Source organism: Echinicola marina (assembly GCF_020463795.1).
Lineage (GTDB): Bacteria > Bacteroidota > Bacteroidia > Cytophagales > Cyclobacteriaceae > Echinicola > Echinicola marina.
The window spans coordinates 1,147,283-1,166,225 of record NZ_CP080025.1 but is presented as its reverse complement, the minus strand read 5'-3'; the positions used below and the strand labels follow the sequence as shown (position 1 = coordinate 1,166,225).

The 18,943-nt window shown below is 41.7% G+C and carries 13 protein-coding genes; 2 read left to right on the top strand and 11 right to left on the bottom strand.

What is annotated here, in order from left to right:
• Window positions 1-4: 4 nt before the first annotated feature.
• The 4 genes from KZP23_RS04755 to KZP23_RS04740 form a co-directional block, all read right to left on the bottom strand.
• The gene (locus tag KZP23_RS04755) at window positions 5-310 is read right to left on the bottom strand and encodes a DUF4134 domain-containing protein (protein WP_015265198.1); all 306 of its coding nucleotides are present in this window, start codon (window positions 308-310) and stop codon (window positions 5-7) included.
• A gap of 10 nt (window positions 311-320) precedes the next feature.
• The gene (locus KZP23_RS04750) at window positions 321-734 is read right to left on the bottom strand and encodes a hypothetical protein (protein WP_015265199.1); all 414 of its coding nucleotides are present in this window, start codon (window positions 732-734) and stop codon (window positions 321-323) included.
• Between the two features lie 94 nt (window positions 735-828).
• Window positions 829-1,674 (bottom strand): RteC domain-containing protein, encoded by an 846-nt coding sequence (locus tag KZP23_RS04745; RefSeq protein ID WP_226334961.1) that lies wholly within the window; start codon window positions 1,672-1,674, stop codon window positions 829-831.
• A 252-nt stretch (window positions 1,675-1,926) separates the two neighbouring features.
• Entirely contained in the window at window positions 1,927-2,292 is a 366-nt protein-coding gene (locus tag KZP23_RS04740; protein ID WP_226334960.1) for a hypothetical protein, read from the bottom strand.
• A gap of 123 nt (window positions 2,293-2,415) precedes the next feature.
• Between KZP23_RS04740 and KZP23_RS04735 the strand changes: the two genes are divergently transcribed.
• Window positions 2,416-3,255, top strand: coding sequence for a LytR/AlgR family response regulator transcription factor (locus KZP23_RS04735; protein ID WP_226334959.1), 840 nt, complete (start codon window positions 2,416-2,418; stop codon window positions 3,253-3,255).
• A gap of 71 nt (window positions 3,256-3,326) precedes the next feature.
• Here KZP23_RS04735 and KZP23_RS04730 read toward each other — a convergent pair whose 3' ends face one another.
• The 4 genes from KZP23_RS04730 to KZP23_RS04715 form a co-directional block, all read right to left on the bottom strand.
• Window positions 3,327-8,453 (bottom strand): T9SS type A sorting domain-containing protein, encoded by a 5,127-nt coding sequence (locus tag KZP23_RS04730; RefSeq protein ID WP_226334958.1) that lies wholly within the window; start codon window positions 8,451-8,453, stop codon window positions 3,327-3,329.
• Window positions 8,454-8,484: 31 nt separating this feature from the next.
• Window positions 8,485-9,150, bottom strand: a complete 666-nt coding sequence (locus KZP23_RS04725) for a hypothetical protein (protein ID WP_226334957.1) — start codon at window positions 9,148-9,150, stop codon at window positions 8,485-8,487.
• Between the two features lie 33 nt (window positions 9,151-9,183).
• Complete coding sequence (locus KZP23_RS04720) at window positions 9,184-9,819, bottom strand: hypothetical protein (protein ID WP_226334956.1); 636 nt, start codon at window positions 9,817-9,819, stop codon at window positions 9,184-9,186.
• A gap of 511 nt (window positions 9,820-10,330) precedes the next feature.
• A complete protein-coding gene (locus tag KZP23_RS04715) occupies window positions 10,331-11,674 on the bottom strand; it encodes an aminotransferase-like domain-containing protein (RefSeq protein ID WP_226334955.1) in 1,344 nt (447 codons plus the stop codon).
• A 462-nt stretch (window positions 11,675-12,136) separates the two neighbouring features.
• On the opposite strand from KZP23_RS04715, the gene KZP23_RS04710 reads away from it, so the two are divergent.
• Window positions 12,137-12,442 carry a hypothetical protein gene (locus KZP23_RS04710; RefSeq protein ID WP_226334954.1) on the top strand — a complete coding sequence of 102 codons (306 nt, stop codon included), beginning with the start codon at window positions 12,137-12,139 and terminating at the stop codon, window positions 12,440-12,442.
• 66 nt (window positions 12,443-12,508) lie between these two features.
• Here KZP23_RS04710 and KZP23_RS04705 read toward each other — a convergent pair whose 3' ends face one another.
• The 3 genes from KZP23_RS04705 to KZP23_RS04695 are packed head-to-tail and all read right to left on the bottom strand — an operon-like array spanning window position 12,509 to window position 18,733.
• On the bottom strand, window positions 12,509-13,852 hold the full coding sequence (locus KZP23_RS04705; protein WP_226334953.1) for a TlpA family protein disulfide reductase: 1,344 nt from the start codon (window positions 13,850-13,852) through the stop codon (window positions 12,509-12,511).
• A gap of 12 nt (window positions 13,853-13,864) precedes the next feature.
• The gene (locus tag KZP23_RS04700; protein WP_226334952.1) at window positions 13,865-15,250 is read right to left on the bottom strand and encodes a RagB/SusD family nutrient uptake outer membrane protein; all 1,386 of its coding nucleotides are present in this window, start codon (window positions 15,248-15,250) and stop codon (window positions 13,865-13,867) included.
• Window positions 15,251-15,256: 6 nt separating this feature from the next.
• Entirely contained in the window at window positions 15,257-18,733 is a 3,477-nt protein-coding gene (locus tag KZP23_RS04695; RefSeq protein WP_226334951.1) for a SusC/RagA family TonB-linked outer membrane protein, read from the bottom strand.
• Window positions 18,734-18,943: the final 210 nt, after the last annotated feature.

The window sequence follows — 18,943 nt, the reverse complement described above, 5'->3', positions numbered from 1 at the left end:
AGGGTTATACTCCGAAGAAACTTTGCAGTACCGTGGCTACCACCACCAGGAATACACAACTGCCGAACCATGCGGCGGCGACCTTGCCGGTATCCGGCTCCCCGTTGTTCCATTTGTTAAAGACTTTCACCGCACCGATCAACCCGACTATCGCACCAATGGCATACATCAGGTTGGTACCGCTCTGGAAATAGCTGCGCACCTTGTTGGTCGCTTCATTGATCCCGGCATTGCCGTCCTGTCCGAATACGGAAAAGGCCAATAGCAGCAGTGCCAGGGTGGGCAGGAATTTGAGATACTTGTGTTTCATGATAAGAGGTTTAGGCGTTTTCGATGGTGTGGGAGAGAGCTTCCTCAGAGAGCGATATCCCGTTGGAGCGGGCCATCTGTAGGGTATGGTTCAGGATGGTCTTTTGAAAGGCCGGGACATGGCGTCCTTTAAAGTGTGCCAGCCGCTGGCGCAATTCTTCCAGCAGCTGCTCGGAGGACCGGCAGCGGGGCACTATGGCGGAGATGTCCAGGGTGAGCTTGCTGAGCTCGGTAAAGGCCCGGTCAAACTCTTCTTCGCTTAGCTGGATGACCGTAGATCTTTTTTTCTTTGGTTTTACGGTCCGCTTTGAAAAGCCCCCGGCCAGCTCACGGCGGTAATAGCGCAGGCCGACATAGGTGTAATACAGGGCAGCCATTGCGGCCAGGGCAAAGAGGAACTGTTCCCACGAAATGTGCTCGATCATAGTATTTTGGTAAAATGTTCGGGGACAAAAGTGTGGGAGACGGGCCACAATTGTTCACACTGCGACCCGAAGGTGGGTCCCGGTAAGGGTGTTTTTAGTCGAATTTTTCCCCTTTGCCGTCCAGATCGGTGTTGTCCATCCACTTTTCCAGGGCATGGGTAAGGCGCTTTAGAAAATGGGTGCGCCCGGATTTGCGGATGCGGATTTCCTGGAAGGTGCGGTAGTATTGCGACATGTCCTGCTGGAAGACTTTTTCCACGACCGTGGCAATATCCCGGATGGTCGCCTGGCCGTTGTTGAATACACCCGCCGCTTTCAAGGCATAGGTAAGCTCGATTAAGGCCACCTTGGGAGCCGTCCACTTCAGTCGGGCTTTTCCTGTGGCGGACTCCGGGTTTTTTAAGGTGCGGATTTGCTGGTGGAGATGTTCTTTCAGGCGGGTATAGGCCTTAAATCGGGAGAAGCGATAGCTTCCCAGGGTGGAAAACGGGGCATCCCGCTGGATGAAGGGTTTATCGGGAAGGAAAGGCACCTTCGGGGCATTGCGCCGGAAGAGGTATTCATCCAGGTCATTGCGGTCCAGCCTGAAGTAGGTGTACAAAAAGTGGTGGCGCTGAAAATAACTGCGGATAAAGGCGAGCTGCCTTTTAAAGTGCTGGGCGATCTCCTTGGGTTCTATCGGAATGGTGGAATGCATGTAATAGAGCTCCCCGTAATAGATCTGCTCCGATACAAATTGCGGTTTTACCTGCTTGAAAAAGTAAATTTCCTCGGGCGGGGTAAAATCATAGCCTGTAAACTTCTCTTTTAATTGATCCAGGGCTGTGTGCACACAGGAAAAACATTCCTGCGCTTCCCGCAAAGGCGGGTGCTGTGCCAGATGGACCTCGTGCAATTGGGATTTTAACCCCTGGTAGAGTTCATGACAAAGGTGTCTCATGACAAATAGTTGGTTTTGGAATGGCCGGGATATTCCGGTAGGTCACCGTTGTTTGCTTCATCCCGGGCCATGCCCGTGAAACATACGTTGAAGTGGAGCAAAACTACCTTTTCCGGGAGAAAGAACGGGGAATTGGGCGATGGGGGAATGTTCCAGTTACTAAAAATCGGTACTGAAATACCGTGTTCCCTGCCCGAAATAAAAGGGCGAAATGAAAAGTACCCGCGGTAAAACACCTGCGGGTACCTTGGCTCAGGGCTGGATAAATTCAATGGAAGCGGACATCTCCACCTGTGGCGGCTGGCCGGGAATATGCCGTATCTTACTCTGGCTTTCCATATCGGTTTGCTTGGTTCTGAAAGTCTGCGGGGGACCGAAAATCTCGATCTGTGTTCGCGCCACCAGCAATGCCGCCAGCTGGGCACCCCACATAAACAGGACCTTTTCCGGTACACCATCGAGGTATTCCATCTGCTGGTCGGTGACGGTAAACTTATTGGTCAGCCAGCTTTTGAAATCGCTGCACACCTGTTGGGCCTCTTCCAATAGCAGTTCGTCATTGAGGGCATAAAGCTCACCCATCACCTGGTTCATTCCTTCCGGATTCAGTTCACTCATAATGTCAAAAGTTTGGTTAACAATGCATTTAAAATCAACTATTTAACGATAAAACCTACGATGTTTTATATTTGTAGTTATATTCTTACATTAATGTGTGTCTCGGAAGGGTGTAAAAGGAGGATGGAAGAAAAGCAATCTTTTTTATCAGCGGCAAGGCCTGCCCATAGTGCTGTAGGCTATAATGATTTGTATTTCCGGCTGATCATCGGGGTGATGGGTGCCCTGTTTATCAGCCTCTATGGCACCATGGAGGGCTTTTGGGAACATTTTCTTATGCCCGCATTTTACGTGGAGTTCTTCTCTTCCCTTTTGATCACCTTGCTCATTATCGAGCTTATTTACCGCACCACCGTTTACCTGGACAAATACTACGACTGGCAACAACGGCCTATTATCCGTTTATGCCTGCAATTTTTCCTGGGGGTGATGGTGCCCGGGGTTATCGACTTTGCCCTTGCTGCCCTGTATTTTAAGGTTTACGGGTTGAACATTATTGAAGACACTTATTACGTGGCCTATGCCCTGCCGCTGATCATGGCAATGATCTTTATTTTCAACCTGTATTACGTCTGCCATTATTTCTTTTTAAGACTACGATCCGTTCAACGGGCGGGGAATGGGAAAAAGCAAACCATCCTGGTACAAAAAGGGACTAAAAACATTCCTTTGCCCGTAGCACAGATCAGTTACATAGAAAGGTCCAACCGTCATAACTTTTTAACGACCCTCAGCGGGGAGAGTTATTTGATTTCCTATTCGTTGGAAGAGTTGGAGGAACTGTTGGACCCACGGCTCTTTTTCAGGGTGAACCGGCAGGTTCTGGTGAATTTTTCCTCGTGCCGCCATTTTGAACTGGGTGAGCACGGCAAATTGCTCCTGTATATGAAACCCGCCACGGATACGCCCATCGTGGTGAGCCAAAAAAGAGCCAAACGGTTTAAGGAATGGATGGACAGATAAAAAGAAGGTCGCTCAATTGAGCAACCTTCTCCTGTTGAACCAAATGTTCAAGTAAAACCACCTTACCTGTTTTACTTAGCTATGATCCATTTGATTACTTCATTTTTACCTCTGTATGATATATGAACATGATAAACGCCCGGTTTAACATCCAGGTTTAAGAGATACTCTTTTTGATTCTCTTCGATCATGCCACGATGAACAAGAGCCCCTGTATTAGAGTAGACCTGAATAGTCATTTCAGGATGACTTCCATGTACCGACAATGTCGATAAACTTCGGGTTGGATTAGGTTGGAGCGTTAAGGTTATTTCATCCTTATCATCACCTTCACTATAGATAATATCTCCTACATCAACACCTGTGGAACCATGCGGAGACGGGGACTTCTTATAAGCAGGAGCGGTCAAACGACAGTTCATTATCATGTCGAGGAACTGTTCCGCATCAATATTCTCCAGTATGAGATCGGCTTCTGCTTCATAAACGCACTGCCAGTACTCGGCAATTTCCAGTTCTCTCCCTTCCGCCCACTGTTGCGCATCAATAAGCTTATTCAGCGCATAGTCATAATACTCACCAATACGGAAGGCATGGGACTGGGCAAGGTTATAATGGAATTCCATCAGGTAAGGATCAGATGCATCGGGAGCCTGATATTCCAACCGGAATTCCGCTTCATCAATGATATAATCAATTTCCATAGGAACAGACTGCTCGGATTCCGCCCTGTTCGGTTCTAGTACTTCAAATCTATAAGCATTGGAAAGCGCCAACATATAAAAGTCAAACGCCAAATCCATAACACGCTGTTCCTGGGTAGTTAGCAGTGGTAATTGAATGTTGTTGGGCTCGGAAGAACCGTATCGAGCCACTTCCTTCACATGGTTCATGGTGGTTCTCAGTATCTGCATAGCCGTCAGGTTGTCATCAGCATTCTCTATATCCTGGGATTCGATGAATCCGACTGCATAGATCAATGCCTCGTTAAGAATACGGTTTCCTCCTTCATCCGGTATGATAATCTCTGTTTCCAGTTCATCCGGAATTGTTGAGGGTGTCTCAATTTCCATATTCTCACAAGCAGTTGGATATGCAGCCGGTGTTCCCCAATCTCTGAGTCCAACAGGATTCCCATCTATTGTAATATCTACCGGCACTATGGTGCCTCCAGCCGGCATCAGATTATTTTTTACTTCAAGGTAATACTTGTCATTCTGTGCGTCATAATACAGTGAAGAAGCGGCATTTGAGGAAAAATCACCTTCTATGTAAGAGGTTCCTTCAAAAGTATTGTAGCCGTAATTAACGTTAAGACCTTCGGCACCTGCTAAAAATATATCAAGGGTATTGTCAAAGTTATTTTGCGAATGATTATTTAACCAACCAAAGGAATTGTTAAGATATAATCCCGTTCCGTTATCTGTATAGCTGCAACAGAATGACCAAAGATTAGTACCACTTGCTCTTGCACCGTCATTTGAATTATTATCAAAGGTAGAGTGCGATAGCTTTAATCCAGAGCCTTCCTGCCCTATAAAATCTATACCATTAGTGTTGTATTCAAAATTATTCTTGAACGAGATACACATACCATCTTTATCAAGAGCTAACCAGCCAGTACTATTATTTAGGAATGAACTATGGCGAATTTCTGTCCTTTTCCCTTGTGTCTTAAGTCCATAACTACAATTACTAAAAGTGCACCACCAAATGTTCAGGGGATTGCCGTATGTTGAAAGTATGGCAGATAAACCATTCTCTCCATATTCAAAATCACAATAACGTATATCCATCAAACTTTGGCCATAAATCCGAAGGCCATTGTGATAGCTATTATTCCCCACCCTTGTATATTTGGAATACCAGGTTTTAAAGGGAGCATGAACTCCAAGAAATTTACTTGGATTCAATTCTACTTTTACATTTTCAATCTTGACATAGTCCAGTGCAGAGGTGAAAAATGTATTGGAAGCAATTTCAAGCCTTTTATTATTTTTTCCATTACCGGTAAAGTGCATTTCATTATTTCCTTCACACACTATAAACTGATTGGCTGTGCCCATTGTCATACCTTGGTTAAACCGCACAAAACCATTACCGGATGGTGAGAAAACGGTATTTTGTTTCAAAATAAGTTTCCCTTGTATTTCCAAAATTGAATTACTTCGGTCAAGTATTATGTTTGCGCCAGGATGAAGAATTATATCCGCACCATTTTCTATTACTAAAATAGAATTGTCATGGATACGAAGCGTTCCCCCATTCTCCACAATTAACTTACTCCCTGATCTGAAATACATTTCCGCTGAATTTGACGCGCCCGAAGTACTATAGTTATTGTCACCTATATTGAACTCCCCTCCATTTTTTATTCTAACAACAATTGAGTCACAGAAGGCTTCATCTGTTTTTAAAACAAAATGTGAGTATTGTGACGGCAATACATTACTACCTTGATAACTAATGTCTCCATAGTTGTTGACATTTAAGCTGCCATTTGAGACAATATGAACATTTTTGATAAACTTTTCAAAAGGAAGCTTCAAATCATTTGGTCGTGCGAAATTGTAATACTCGCTTAATTGTTTGAATTTGGGATTTCCAGGATCATTCAGACCATATTGACTTGACTTTAACTCACTAAGGGTCCACGCAATATTTGCATCTGTAATTTCCACATGCATTTCATTTGGAGATACCTCGGGATTCAGAGTATCAATAGGCGCATAATATGAGTCAAAAGTTGTTAATCCCGTTGCAAGAGGACTAAGGTCAGAGATATTAATAAATAACTCATTGGTATCAATATCCAACGCTGATACACTTGCCATGAATGAATGGTGTGGAAAGTAGGCATTGGCAAGCCCGTCGCTTAATTCAGCAATATCTTTAGGTGTTGAAGTGTTACTGCCCGGAGCATTATCATATGGAAGGGTATGATGATCAGAAAAGACGGTATAATCAGAATTAGGATTTTGGTCTTGATGAATTTGAAGTAAAGTTACAAGAATCGCAGTCCATGTTCCAGCAATAATAGCACTCGTTTTTATTTTTGACCATGCTATAAAAGGACAAACAATACAAGCACCTAAAGCAGCCGCAAGTGCTGCTATGAAGGCTACGCCATGGGCAATTAAATTAAGAATAAATGCGGTGGTTCCTATCAACCATTGAGTAAATTGTAATCCAAAGGCAAGCAAATTCGCATTAAAATCTCGGCCACGTTCTAATTCAACCTGGTTTAAGGTTGTGCCTGTGGTATTCCCTATAGTGTATGCTTTAGCATATAATAAAGGAAATATTCCTCCTGAGGAAGGTGTTCCCAATACCGAGGCTATTGATAATACAGGTTTTACAACATCCGGAACAGCTACAGGCGCTTCTGCACTGATAACAAGCTCTAAAATGGGTTCGTTTTCATGTAGGAAGTGATTGTTGCCTAATGGATCATAAACTCCTTCGTACTGTCCCAATCCTCTTTCGCTACCATTAATAACAGCAACTCTCCTGCAATTTTGGGGCATTCCCATTGAGCTTAACAGGTTCTTAAAATTTTGCCTTTCGGCTGCTGCTGTAGGGTCTCTGTGATAGACCAGCATTTGTCTTGCCGCATCGCTGTTCAATACCCTATCATAGGTTTCTTTAGCTGGATCTCCCTTTCCCAAAGCATTCAGATCATCTCCCAAGGCATAAACGAATTCTTGCAAGCCTAGTGGAATATTGGCTCCTCTATGTGGGCCGTCAAAAGATAAATAGGTTCTTACATTGTGGCAGCAATTAAACATTTCTATTTTGCGGATTGCATATCTCCCAATCAATGATCCCATGCTTGCTGCTACAACAACAATCTCTTCCTGTGAACTATTTTGTTTTAATTCTTGATTAACCTTCTGAATGAGATTTATAAGAAGGTTGCCGTTTTTCTCGATCTGCCTTCGGTTGGACTTAATATCAAAGTAAATTACATCATACCCATTGGCAAGTAAGGAATCAATCATGACTGGAGCCTTTGCCAATTGTGGCAGATCTCCATATTTAAACTCACCTGTAGTAAAGCTTTGCCAATTATTTCCTCCACATCCACCTCCATCGCACTTATCATTATCTCTGCTTTCCGTTCTGGCTGATTCAAATCCTTCTACCAGTATTAATGGTTTCCTTAAGTATTCCTCAGATCCAGCTCCATCCCTGTAAAAGATATCCGCCCTACCTATTCCAATTCCTTCTTCTATGGATACATGACATTCGGGATAAAGATCCTGGGGCAGAAACCAGGTATCATCAGGTTCCCCTTGTTTAAGTTCTACCAAGGTAATTTTGGTTTTGGCTGAAAGACATTCCACAGGAATGCAGTTGTCATGGAGAATCATTTTCACTGTGTATGTACCAAAGTCCGGGTAGGTAATTGTGACAGTTTGACTGGGTAAGGATCTATAGCCATTCCCGTCTCCAAAGTCAATCTTAAAATTTGAAAGAGACGCTTGATTGGATATAAATAATTCCGGAGGAAAACTGAAGGTAACTTGGGTAGTGGACACATAGGACAAGTCGTTCAAGGCGCCTAAAACAAATAAAAAACGATTTTGAAAAGAACGATCTATTGTCTCTTGGACACTTCTATATGCAGTTGTGTCCATCACCATGTATTGATCCAGATCCGTAGAGTCTGTGTACACGGTATCTGAGAGATGTAATTCTGTATTTAAAAAATACTTTTCTGACACTGTGTCGAAGGCAATATAACTACTGTCCCAAGCCATTGAAGTAATTTCTTCATAATTTATCAGTAATGAACCCATTACAAAATCAGAAATGGGATTTAGATTGTTAGACTGCTCAAAAGAGACATCACTTAATTTAGTTCCATACATGGCGAGCTCCAGTCTATCTTTATATTCGTCAGGATGGAAATTAAATAGCCCAATGGAATTATATGAAGCATAATAGAATAGCTCATATAAATCTTCAAATTTCTTGTTATTCGCTTCGTAGCTGCCTGGACTTCCATCAAACTTCAAAGGGCTATAATTAGAGGGACCTGCAAGAAGTGATTGAGGATTTCTGTCTATCAAAATTCCGGAATCCACATAAGGCTCCAAATTGTCGTACCTGGAAATTAAATCTTCCATAAACTGGGTTTGTCCGAAAAGGGATGTTCCCAGCAGTAAACTAAAAAGTACATAGATGATTTTCATAGGTATGATTTAAGGTTAAAAAAATAATTGATTACTGAATTCGAATATTTAAAAGATAATAAGTTGTGTCAAATGCCTTTAAGTAAACAGAATCTTTGAAGTCATACTTCATGTTGTTTCTAAAAAAGGATGAGTGAATTGTGTAGTGGATATTCCCAGTCCTTTCTTTAATAACAGTATCATTAAATGGACCAAAAAAACTATTACTTTCCCCCCCGCCCCATGAAATATATAATTGATCTCTATTCTCAGGAAATTGATTTATTACATGCAACTTTACCCAGGCAAGGGGAGCATATTCAAGGTTTAAAATATGGGTTCTCCCTGCTAAAAATGTTATGTATGGACTGATGTGAAGTGGGTATTTTTTTGAGGCAAGTATCCTATATCTATCACAAGGATCTTCTGCTTCAAATGAAACAGAGAAATGTCCATTATTATCACTGTACATTGTATCTACAGAAACATATCCCCCACCACCAAGGATAACACCACTACTTATTTGTCGCTGTAATATAAGTTTTGTTGCTTCTCCACTACCAGGGTAACTATCAGTCCCTCTAGTCACGATTTTACCAGACACCTCAGTATATGTCCTATTTCCATTTGCCCACTTGCAGTTTGGTTCCTTTTCCTTTTTACATGAAATTCCAATCCAAATAAAGGATAATACATATATTAGATTTATCCATTTCATATTGAAAAAATTTAATTTAAAAATATTATTAAGTTAAATATTTGTATTAATTGAATGATAAGTCGTATCAAAACCAGGCAGATAAAACGAATCCCTTATATCTCTTTTGTTTTCATTTCTATAAAAGCTAATTGAGGGACTTGTAAATAGATTTCCCCCTCTGAGTTTTAGAATGGTATCATTGAAAGGTCCGTACAGTCTAGAAATATCTCCTCCCCCCCAATTAATATAGAGCTCATCTCCGAGAGACGGGTTTTGATTCACTACATGTAATTTGATCCATGCATATGGGACGTATTTAATTATTAAATTATTCTTTTTTCCTGTATTAATTAGCAATGGTTCAGGTGTAAAATGGAAATCATATTCGGAGAATAATTCAATTCTGTGTTGGGAGTAGTCATTTTTTGCTTTAAACTCAAACGAAAATTGGCCATTTTTGTCTGTAGATATAGTATCTATAGTCTTAAACCCTCCAACTAATATACCCGAGCTTTCGTACCTTTGAAGTAAGAGTTTTGATTTGAAATCGTTTCCAGGATAGTTATTTGTTCCTAAAGTAATTATCTTGCCTGATACTGAAGTATTAAGAATTTTTGAGTCATCTTTTTTGCAGGCTATTAAACTAAATATCAGGATACCGATGATAATATATTGTTTTGTTTTCATAGGTTTCTGTTTTATATTTCAATTTTACAGCAACTCCTTTTTTCTAAAAAACTAATTTTCGCAACAAAAAATTATCAGTTGCGATTTTTGCAAAAATCCATTTACTCCTATTAATTAAGTTTCCATACCATAACCCGGAATGGTCCTTAACTATTATCCAAAATTTTTCCTTTCTTGATGTGTTGAGCGAAGAAACTTTAAAGTCAGCAGAATTACTTCCCCCTATTTTCCTTACTAAATCATTTCTTTCATCCGATCTTAGTGGGGAGCTTTATAAAAATATTCTTACTAACTTACAGGCTAAAGTAAAACAATACTTTGTATTTGCAAAATTTTATTCTGATTTTTCTTTCAAAATCGACCGATCTCCCTTTGTTACTAGACGATTTGGTTATATGAACATTTAGCACCTTTGGCTGGACACTAAACAAAATGTTTAGCAAACATAAGGGCTATATGTTATTTGTGAAATAAAGCTTCACCTTAAGTCATATGGCTAAGCCATGTAAATTCACATTAATTCCAGAAATTCTTTTAAGTGCTCCCTGTTCATTTTGCCAAAGCCAAGCCGAAGGGTATTGCCAGGGTATCCACTTGCGTAAAACACAGAAGGGTTCTGAAGAAAAAAGCCCTTGGTGCTGATACTCCCCATAAGCTTTTCCAGGTCCAGGAAACGGGAGAACTCCAACCAAAAAGCCAGGCCTGATTCGGGCAAGTGATAGTACATGCCCTCTTTGGCTGATAAAACACCATGCAGCTCATCTCTCCTTTTCCGGTATCTTCTTTTGAGCTTCTCGGCATACAACCGAATGACTCCGGTTTTTACCAGTTCATTGACCGATTGCTCCAATATCACATTCCTTTGATTTTGTAGAATACTGCGGACCTTTGAGATTACCGGCTTTGGAGCAACCAAAATATCCATCAGGTACAGGGAGGGCATCATTTTACTTAGTGAGGTCATATAAATTAACTTCCCGGAAGGATATTCTGCCCTTAATGGAATAGGAACTTCCCTGCTATAGATAAACTCATGGTCGTAATCGCATTCGAGGATATAAAAACCTTCTATATAGGATAGTGATGTTAGGGTCTTTCTCCGGTCATGTGAAAGAAACGTGGTAGTGGGGTACTGGCAGCGGGAGTTTATCAGTACCGCATCAACCCTCCTTTGGGAGCATAGCTGTTCCAGATGTTCGGTTTTCATGCCTTTCCCATCTACTTTAACAAAAAGGCAATTCATTCCGGCTTGTCTTAAAATTTCCAATGCTCTCGGATCTCCCGGCTCTTCCAGCACTATGGTGCCACCATTGGGAAAGAGGGAATAGATTATCAAAAACAAAAGTGTATAGTGACCATGGGAGAAGTAGAATTCCTCCCTTGTACAGCTGATACCCCTTTCTTGTACCAGGAATTGATGAAGGGTACTTTCAAATGGGGGATATCCCTGCGACTGGATTAGATGTTTATCGTGTTTGCGGCCTGTCCAAAAATACCTGCGGTAGGACTGCGCAAGGTCTCTTACCGGACTAAGAGAAATATCCGGGAAGTCCTCGCTTAAGCTCACAGCCTTGCTGGGCTTCTCAAAGTGGCCCGGGCCGCTGCTTTTGCTGCCTACATAGAAGCCCACTCTTTCTACTACATAGAGGTAGCCTTGTGCCGTAAGCCGTTCATAGGCTTTCATAACGGTCTTTCGGTGAACCGATAGAAATATAGCCAACTCCCTGCCCGAGGGCATAGGAAAATCTTCCTTTAATATTCCCTTTTGTATCTGACGCTTTATAAATTCCTCAATCTGCAGGGAATATTTTTCGTGGTCATGTAATCTGAGCTGATGGAAAAGTTTGGGTACCATACTACGGATGTTTTTCAAGCATCCTGGCGAATGGTTTAAACTAAGATGTGTGAGGAAGAGTTGCCGGAGCTTGAGTTTTCTGTTTTATGAAACTGCAAATGTAGTAGAATATGCACTTTCCCTGATCCAAACGATTTTCTGGCCTACCAGAAAAAGTGATAACTGGCCTACTGTGATTTTTAATCACACTTGAAAATCAGGATTTTATAAATTTTCACCATGCCGTTTTATCATGGTTTTAAGAAAAACCTAAAAATCTGATTTTGAAACCACCAGTCTTTACAGGCAATCTCTGCTGGCCTACCGGAAAAAGTGCAAACTGGCTCCCTCCCGGTATTATTTTTCTTACGAAATTAGCTCTAAAGTTTTTAAAAAGGTCATTTAAAAATATTGTTGCGCGACGATCAGGAGATGCTGAAAACCTGTGAATAGAGTAGGCGTAATTTTTTAAATTTTAGGATTATGAAACGATTGAAATTTGTTTTAACAGCCCTGATCTTAGTTATGGGTTTGGGGCTTACTGTGGCTTTAACTGTTCCTCATAATGAAAAAGCAGTTGAAGTGCAACAGGATCTTTATTGGTACGAGTGGAATGGTACTACCCTGGGAAACCAAATAGGCACAAGTGCTGTGTCTAAGAATTTCGCTATGAGCGAAACGGGGTGTCCAACAATCACTGAGCCTGATTGTGCCAGGGGATATACTGAACCCCAAACTCCCAATGCTCCTCCTATTGATACACATCAGGATTTCCTGAGTGAAGAGTAAAATTATCATAGGTGAATAGGGAGTTACAAAAGGTTAACTCCCTATCTTTTTACATATATTAAATATCTATATTTCAGAAATTACCAGGCAATCTATCATTCGCTCTTCCTTGACGATATCCAGTCCATACGACCTGAGTTCTTTTCGTAATTTCTCCAAGTCAAGTGAATTCTTCACCTTTGGCAGTATACTATCTATTAGTTCTGCGCTGAATTTTATAGTAATATTCCCGTTAAATTCTACTTCATTTACTACCGCTATGCCGGATGTACTTCTTACCCAATATGCAATCCTATCGGCAAAACGTTCAAAGGGCATATTTTGCATGTAGCGGTAATCCGATGGTAATTTTTTATCGGAAGTGCCTTGGATAAACAGGCTGTCCACCGATGGCATTTCCTCACTGCTTCGCAACTTCTGAATATCCCCGGTGTTGACCAATACATAACAGTCTATTAGTCGTTTTTCTCTGCTGGCTTCTACATTGAAGTACCGCATTAAATCCTGTTGCATAAAGCTATTCAAATCCTCCGCCCTGGATTCGGGGATGGCGAGGTCGTAAGAATACATATTCTTACTGATCCATTGATCCAGTAAACTCTTATCCTCTGGAGGCCGGTACTTAAATTCATCTTCAACGTTTAACACATAGGCATTCTTAGGGAACCTGTCAATTTCCTGTGGCGTAAAGAAAGCATCCCTAAAAAAACTTGCTATGGAGCCGGATTCCCTTGATATTCTGATTTTTCCATTTTGCCTGTTCCTGGTCCAGTTATTTTTAGGGCCTTTAATAAAATCGTACTTTGCCAGGTAAGAGTAGTACTCTGCTGATTTTACCGTATTTTCATAATCTTCCCGGGTCGTTGTATATAGGGAGTCGGATTTTGATATGTACGAGAGTTGACTAAAATCGAGTTCTTCCCCCTCTAAAAACTTTTGGATGTTTTTCCTGCTTGCATTTGAGCCCCCCGTAATGAAGCGGACAATCCGGTTTTCATCGATCCATACATGCCAGGGATAAAAATTCTGAGGAAAGGCCTTTGATAATTTACCTCCCCCAGTTACCATGGGAACATCAGGTATTCTGAAATTACTTCTTTTAGCAATCCATTTTTCAGATTTCTCTTTATCCTCATTGTTTACCATAATAAACTGTAACTGGTCAGAGAATTCCTTTTGCAATGAATCTATTTTGGGAAACGCCCGGATGCAGGCTTTACATCCATGATTCCAAAAATCCAATATGACTAGTTTTCCCTCAAAGTCAGATATTTTAAATGAAGGTGCATCATAATTGATTACATTTTCAATAGTAAAGTCGGGTACTTTATCTCCGACACGAAGTTGTTGGCCTATATTTGTCTGAACCCAACAAAATAGTATTGCTAGGGTAATTAGTATTTTCTTCATTTTTATTTCCTTTTAATAGCCAGTGTTTTGGATAAGGTTAGGATTCTGCTCTAATTCATCCTGCGGAATGGGGAACAAGGTTTTATACGGTTCCCAATTCGGTTTTAAAGGACCCAATACCTCACCGGCCTTCCCCAGTCTCTTTAAATCAAACCACCTGTGTCCCCATTCCGCAAAAAACTCCAACTGCTTTTCCCTTTCAATCAGGTCGGCGAGTTCTTCACGGTCAGTAGTCGTAGCAGGTATAAGATCCGCACGCTCCCGGATAGCATTCAAATCTTCCCTGGATAGAGCTATTTGATCCAGTCTAAGCAGCGCTTCTGACCGGATGAGATAAATTTCTGCTAATCGTAAAAGGGTATTTCTTTCCGAAATCGGCGAGGATGATGATTGAACCTTATATTTATAGGGAAAATAAAAATCTGTTCCATCAACAGTATTGAATGATAGCCAGCTGTCTCTTCTCAAATCACCAGGGGCAAAACCATTGAGCAATGTCTCCGTAATCACGTACCGGGGAACCATAGTCGGTGAAGAAGGAACAAAAGCCCCTCCTTCAGGGATATTTTGTCCAAAATCATCGGAGGAAGGAATTTGCCAAATTGCTTCTCTACTCTCCACTATAAAAACATCATCCAGATCTGGTTCCAGTAAAAACTTCCCGGATTCGATCACTTCTGTAGCTTCTGTCGCTGCCTCTGTCCATTTTTCAGTATACAAATATGCCCGGGCTAAAAGTGAGGATACCACATATCGATCAGGCCTCATCTTTTCTGCCTCGCCTCTATCCTTTGGTAGCATATCCTTAGATGTAAGGAGATCTGAAACAATCAGGTCATATATTTCTCCTACCGAAGATGTGTTAGGTTGTAAGGCGTTTGCCTCGTAATTCGTTTGAATAACTAAAGGAGCCGGTCCAAATATATTAGCCAAATAAAAGTAATAAAACGCCCGTATTACTTTCATCTCTGCAATTAATGGATTTTTGAATTCTGTCGTTAGTTCCTTCGAGTTCTCCAAGCCTTCTATGACTGCATTGATATGATAAATGATCCGGTATGATGAATTCCAGAAGTTATTTCTAACCGTGGTATTCTCTGCGTCCAGGTTGTTTTCATAAAAAGGTTCGGCAGTGGTGTTTGGGCTGGCAATCGCCAGTTCGTCTGAGGTTAATCCTATATAAACACTCATTCCTCCCCTTGCCAGGTGTAAATTCCCCTGGCTTATGGTATTATATACTCCATATACCGCAGAAAGGGCCGTCAATTCATTTTCAAATACTTCCATGGCCTGTATCTGATTTTCGGGAAGGGGGACATCGATAAACTCTTTGCATGCTCCCAACAATAAAAATGGAAACAGCGATATTATTATGGTACTTTTTATATATGGTTTCATAATATTTTACTTTAGGCTATCCATGGATACATTAAATTGAATTCCCAGGGTGATCATTCGCATAGGAGGCATTCTCTGTATATCCTGGGTCTCAGGGTCTCCATAGTAGTTAGTGAAGGTCAACAGGTTTTGGGCCTGGGCATATACCCGGGCATTCGAAAACGGAGTTTCCCGGAAATATTTTTGCGGAAACAAGTAGGAAAGCGATACGTTCTTCAGCCGGATAAAGGAAGCATCGCTATAGATCTTATCTGAACGTACCATGTAAGAGCTCGCGTTATTGGCATCACTTGCTCCTGCACCTCTGGTTAACTTTTGTATTTCTGTAATATCCCCTGGCTGCTTCCACCGTTCATTGATAATCGTAGGTTGATTGATAGCCGACCCGGGTCTGTAAGTATTAAAATACCGGAAATAATTCACTCCCGTTTGTTTTCGGAATTCCAACAAGAAATCGATTTGCAGGTTTCTAAAATGTAAACTGTTGGAGATCCCCCCGTAAAATTTGGGATCAGTATTTCCCAAAGGTTGGTAATCCCCTGTACTTAAGCTCCCGTCATTGTTTACATCGACAAATTCATATACTCCTGTTTCAGGATTCACTCCAATGTATTGATATCCTTTTATCAAGTTTAAGGAATGGCCTATCTCAAACCGGCTGGAATAGGGAGAAGTTTCCAAGTTCGGAAACGCTAAAAGCTTATTTTTCGGTGCCGTAAGATTAAGGGACGTAGACCAGCTAAAACCTGGGGTTTCTATATTTTTGCTCTCCACTATAAATTCAAAACCCCTGTTTTCGATAAGGGCATTGAGGTTGTCCACCAATCGGTTAAATCCCGTGATATAGGGCAAAGGATAATTAACCAATTGGTTACTGCTCCTGTTGCGATACCATGTTGCGGAGAAGAATACCTGGTCACTAAATAATCCCAACTCCAATGTAGCTTCAATTTTGCTATTCTTTTCCCATTGATAATCAGGATTAAATAATTTTGTAGGATAAAGACCTGCATTCCCATTAACCGTATTATAGGTTGAGCCCCACGTATCTAAGTATAAGTAATCCCCGATCTGATCATTCCCGGTGATCCCGTAACTTCCTCTGATCTTACCAAAGCTTACCACGGGACTGAGTTTTTTACCAAAAGGCTCATTCGAAAATAACCAGGCTCCGCCTACGGCTCCAAAATTGGAAAAGCGGTTGTTGGGTCCAAAGCGACTGCTGCCGTCACGCCTGCCGGTCAGGTTCAATATATATTTATTTTCCCAGTTGTAGTTTATCCGTGCAAAAGCAGCAGTGTATTTGTATTGAGAATTGCTATTCTGGGCACTAACGGTACCGGCCGCTTGAATGGAATGCAATAATAAATCACTATTGTAATTCCTTCCGGTAAGCGAGGTGGCATCGGAATCATTGGATTGCCAGGTAGCTCCCAATAAGACATTTAATTCTCCATGTGAAATGGATTTATATAGTTCAACCTGGGGTTCAGCAATCCAACTACGGAGAGCATTATTGGCAAAAGAAGCGGAAGGAAGCAACCCTCTGGACGGGTCTAAAGAAGTGGATGGCCTGGTTGTTATTTCGTCAACATAGGTAGTGTTATAGCCTAAACTGGTCCGAAAGGACAAAAAGGGAGCTATTTTATATTCTAAATTGAGATTACTTATTAAGTTTTCTGTTTTCCCTTCATAAGTCTGGAACAGGTAGGACAATGGATTAACAATTCCCATATTGGCAAAGGGAACTCCCTTTTCACTCCAATTTAGATCACCGTTATCATCCAGTAAGGCAGGGAAGTTAGGGGGAAGGTTTAGGTACCGGGTAAGATCACTCTGCACAATATTATTGATCAGTGAGGCGTAATTCACTGATAACCGGGCATTAAGCCTGTCATCCGATGACCGGTGCGTCAAAGAGAAGTTGGCTGCAGCCCTTTTATTGGAAAAATCCCCCGGGTAAACGGTTGTCTCCTTTCGATAGGTTCCTCCCAAAAGAAATTGGGTTCTATCACTTCCCCCTGAAATACTTGCTTGTATATTGTTTACTCTTGCTGTACCGCCAATAAGCTCCTTTCTCCAATCTGTAAAACGGGTCGTATCCCAAATAAGCAGGTCGGGGGCTGTAGAATTCGTAGGCTCAACCCCGTCATTAGCAAATGCCTCTTTTCGCATTTCGATGTATTGAGAAGTATTAAGCATATTTACTGTTCTCCCTGCCCGGGCAGCACCGGTATACACATTAATATTTACATTGGTTGCTCCACTTTTCCCTTTTTTTGTGGTAATGAGTATAACTCCATTGGCTCCCCTGCTTCCATAAATAGCTGTGGCATCGGCATCTTTTAATACTTCTATGCTCTCTATATATGAAGGGTTGATCAAGCTTAACGGGCTAAATCCTCCTGAAGAAATCTGGCTCGGGTTATTGGCTGCTGATGCCAGTTGATTGAAGTTATCATTGCCCGGGCCAAAGGGTACACCGTCCACAATAAAAAGAGGTGAATTATTTGAAATCCCGTCATCTATGGTATTTCTGCCTCTTATTTCTACATTGAATTGAGCTCCCGAAACACCACTGGACTCACTAATGACTAACCCAGGTATTCTTCCCTGCAGGGTTCCTAACGGATTCAAAACAGGTTGCTTTTCTATTTCCCTGGCAGTAATTCTCCCTATTGAGCCGGTATTTAATCTCCGGGTGGTCGTACCATAAGCTATGACCACCGCTTCGTCCAATTCAGAGACTTTTTCCTTAAGGGGCACTACCATATTTTCCGAAAAGTTTCTGACCTCTATTTCTATCTTCTCAAAACCAATCATGGAAATAATAAGGATGTCTCCCTTTTGGACATTATTTAATATAAACTCTCCATTTTCATCAGTAACGGTTCCCCAGTTAGAACCTTTAACCTGGATCGTGGCCCCGGGAAGGGGGTATCCATCTGGGTCAAGAACAACCCCTCTTACCTGCTCCATCGATATTTCCAGTTGGGTGGGGACGGGTCTTTTTCCTGGGGAAAAGTCTTTTTTGGGATCGTGTTTGATAACAATTTCGTTTCCCAGGGACTGGTACCCAAATGGGAGATTAAGAAAAACATCGTCCAGTACCTTTCGTAATGCCCGGTTAGTGGCTATAACATTCACTTTTTCCCGGCTAGCGGCCACCTTATCGCTGTACACGAAAGTCACCTCTGCCCTGGTAGAAATCTCATCCAGGGCATCTTTCAGCAATTGGTTTTTGATCTCAATAGAAACCTCCTTATCGAGGGCAGACTGTCCCTTTACCTCCCCGGCCAACAGTGTGGCCGCAGTACAACAAATTATTCCGGTGATAAAAAGGGACCATTTCATAATGTAAAGGAGCCTTGGCCCCAACCTGGGGACCTTCGATTGGATAGATAGCAGAAAGCAGGGGGCATCACCCGAAAACAGGTGGGTACTCCCCATACTGCCTGCATGGAGAAGTAGAGTTTTTTTCATATTTTTAATACCGTTAAGTGTCAGGGCTTAAAGCGAAGTTTTCCAGACGCCCGCTTTTAGGCCCGCATTTGATTATGCACTCTCGCTTTTGCTTACCGGCCAAGGTTTTCAAAAGCGGGAGTTGTTTTTTAGAAAATGGCCCCGCCCACCAACTGCCTGAAATAGATTGTTTGATTTGGATTTAGATGAAACATAGATTTAGCGGCAGGC

Bases quoted from the DNA above. Each gene is read 5' to 3' on its own strand.
- KZP23_RS04720 (WP_226334956.1), bottom strand. From the start codon at position 9,819: ATGAAAACAAAACAATATATTATCATCGGTATCCTGATATTTAGTTTA.
- KZP23_RS04745 (WP_226334961.1), bottom strand. From the start codon at position 1,674: ATGAGACACCTTTGTCATGAACTCTACCAGGGGTTAAAATCCCAATTG.
- KZP23_RS04750 (WP_015265199.1), bottom strand. From the start codon at position 734: ATGATCGAGCACATTTCGTGGGAACAGTTCCTCTTTGCCCTGGCCGCA.
- KZP23_RS04755 (WP_015265198.1), bottom strand. From the start codon at position 310: ATGAAACACAAGTATCTCAAATTCCTGCCCACCCTGGCACTGCTGCTA.
- KZP23_RS04740 (WP_226334960.1), bottom strand. From the start codon at position 2,292: ATGAGTGAACTGAATCCGGAAGGAATGAACCAGGTGATGGGTGAGCTT.
- KZP23_RS04710 (WP_226334954.1), top strand. From the start codon at position 12,137: ATGAAACGATTGAAATTTGTTTTAACAGCCCTGATCTTAGTTATGGGT.
- KZP23_RS04730 (WP_226334958.1), bottom strand. From the start codon at position 8,453: ATGAAAATCATCTATGTACTTTTTAGTTTACTGCTGGGAACATCCCTT.
- KZP23_RS04695 (WP_226334951.1), bottom strand. From the start codon at position 18,733: ATGAAAAAAACTCTACTTCTCCATGCAGGCAGTATGGGGAGTACCCAC.
- KZP23_RS04715 (WP_226334955.1), bottom strand. From the start codon at position 11,674: ATGGTACCCAAACTTTTCCATCAGCTCAGATTACATGACCACGAAAAA.
- KZP23_RS04735 (WP_226334959.1), top strand. From the start codon at position 2,416: ATGGAAGAAAAGCAATCTTTTTTATCAGCGGCAAGGCCTGCCCATAGT.
- KZP23_RS04705 (WP_226334953.1), bottom strand. From the start codon at position 13,852: ATGAAGAAAATACTAATTACCCTAGCAATACTATTTTGTTGGGTTCAG.
- KZP23_RS04700 (WP_226334952.1), bottom strand. From the start codon at position 15,250: ATGAAACCATATATAAAAAGTACCATAATAATATCGCTGTTTCCATTT.
- KZP23_RS04725 (WP_226334957.1), bottom strand. From the start codon at position 9,150: ATGAAATGGATAAATCTAATATATGTATTATCCTTTATTTGGATTGGA.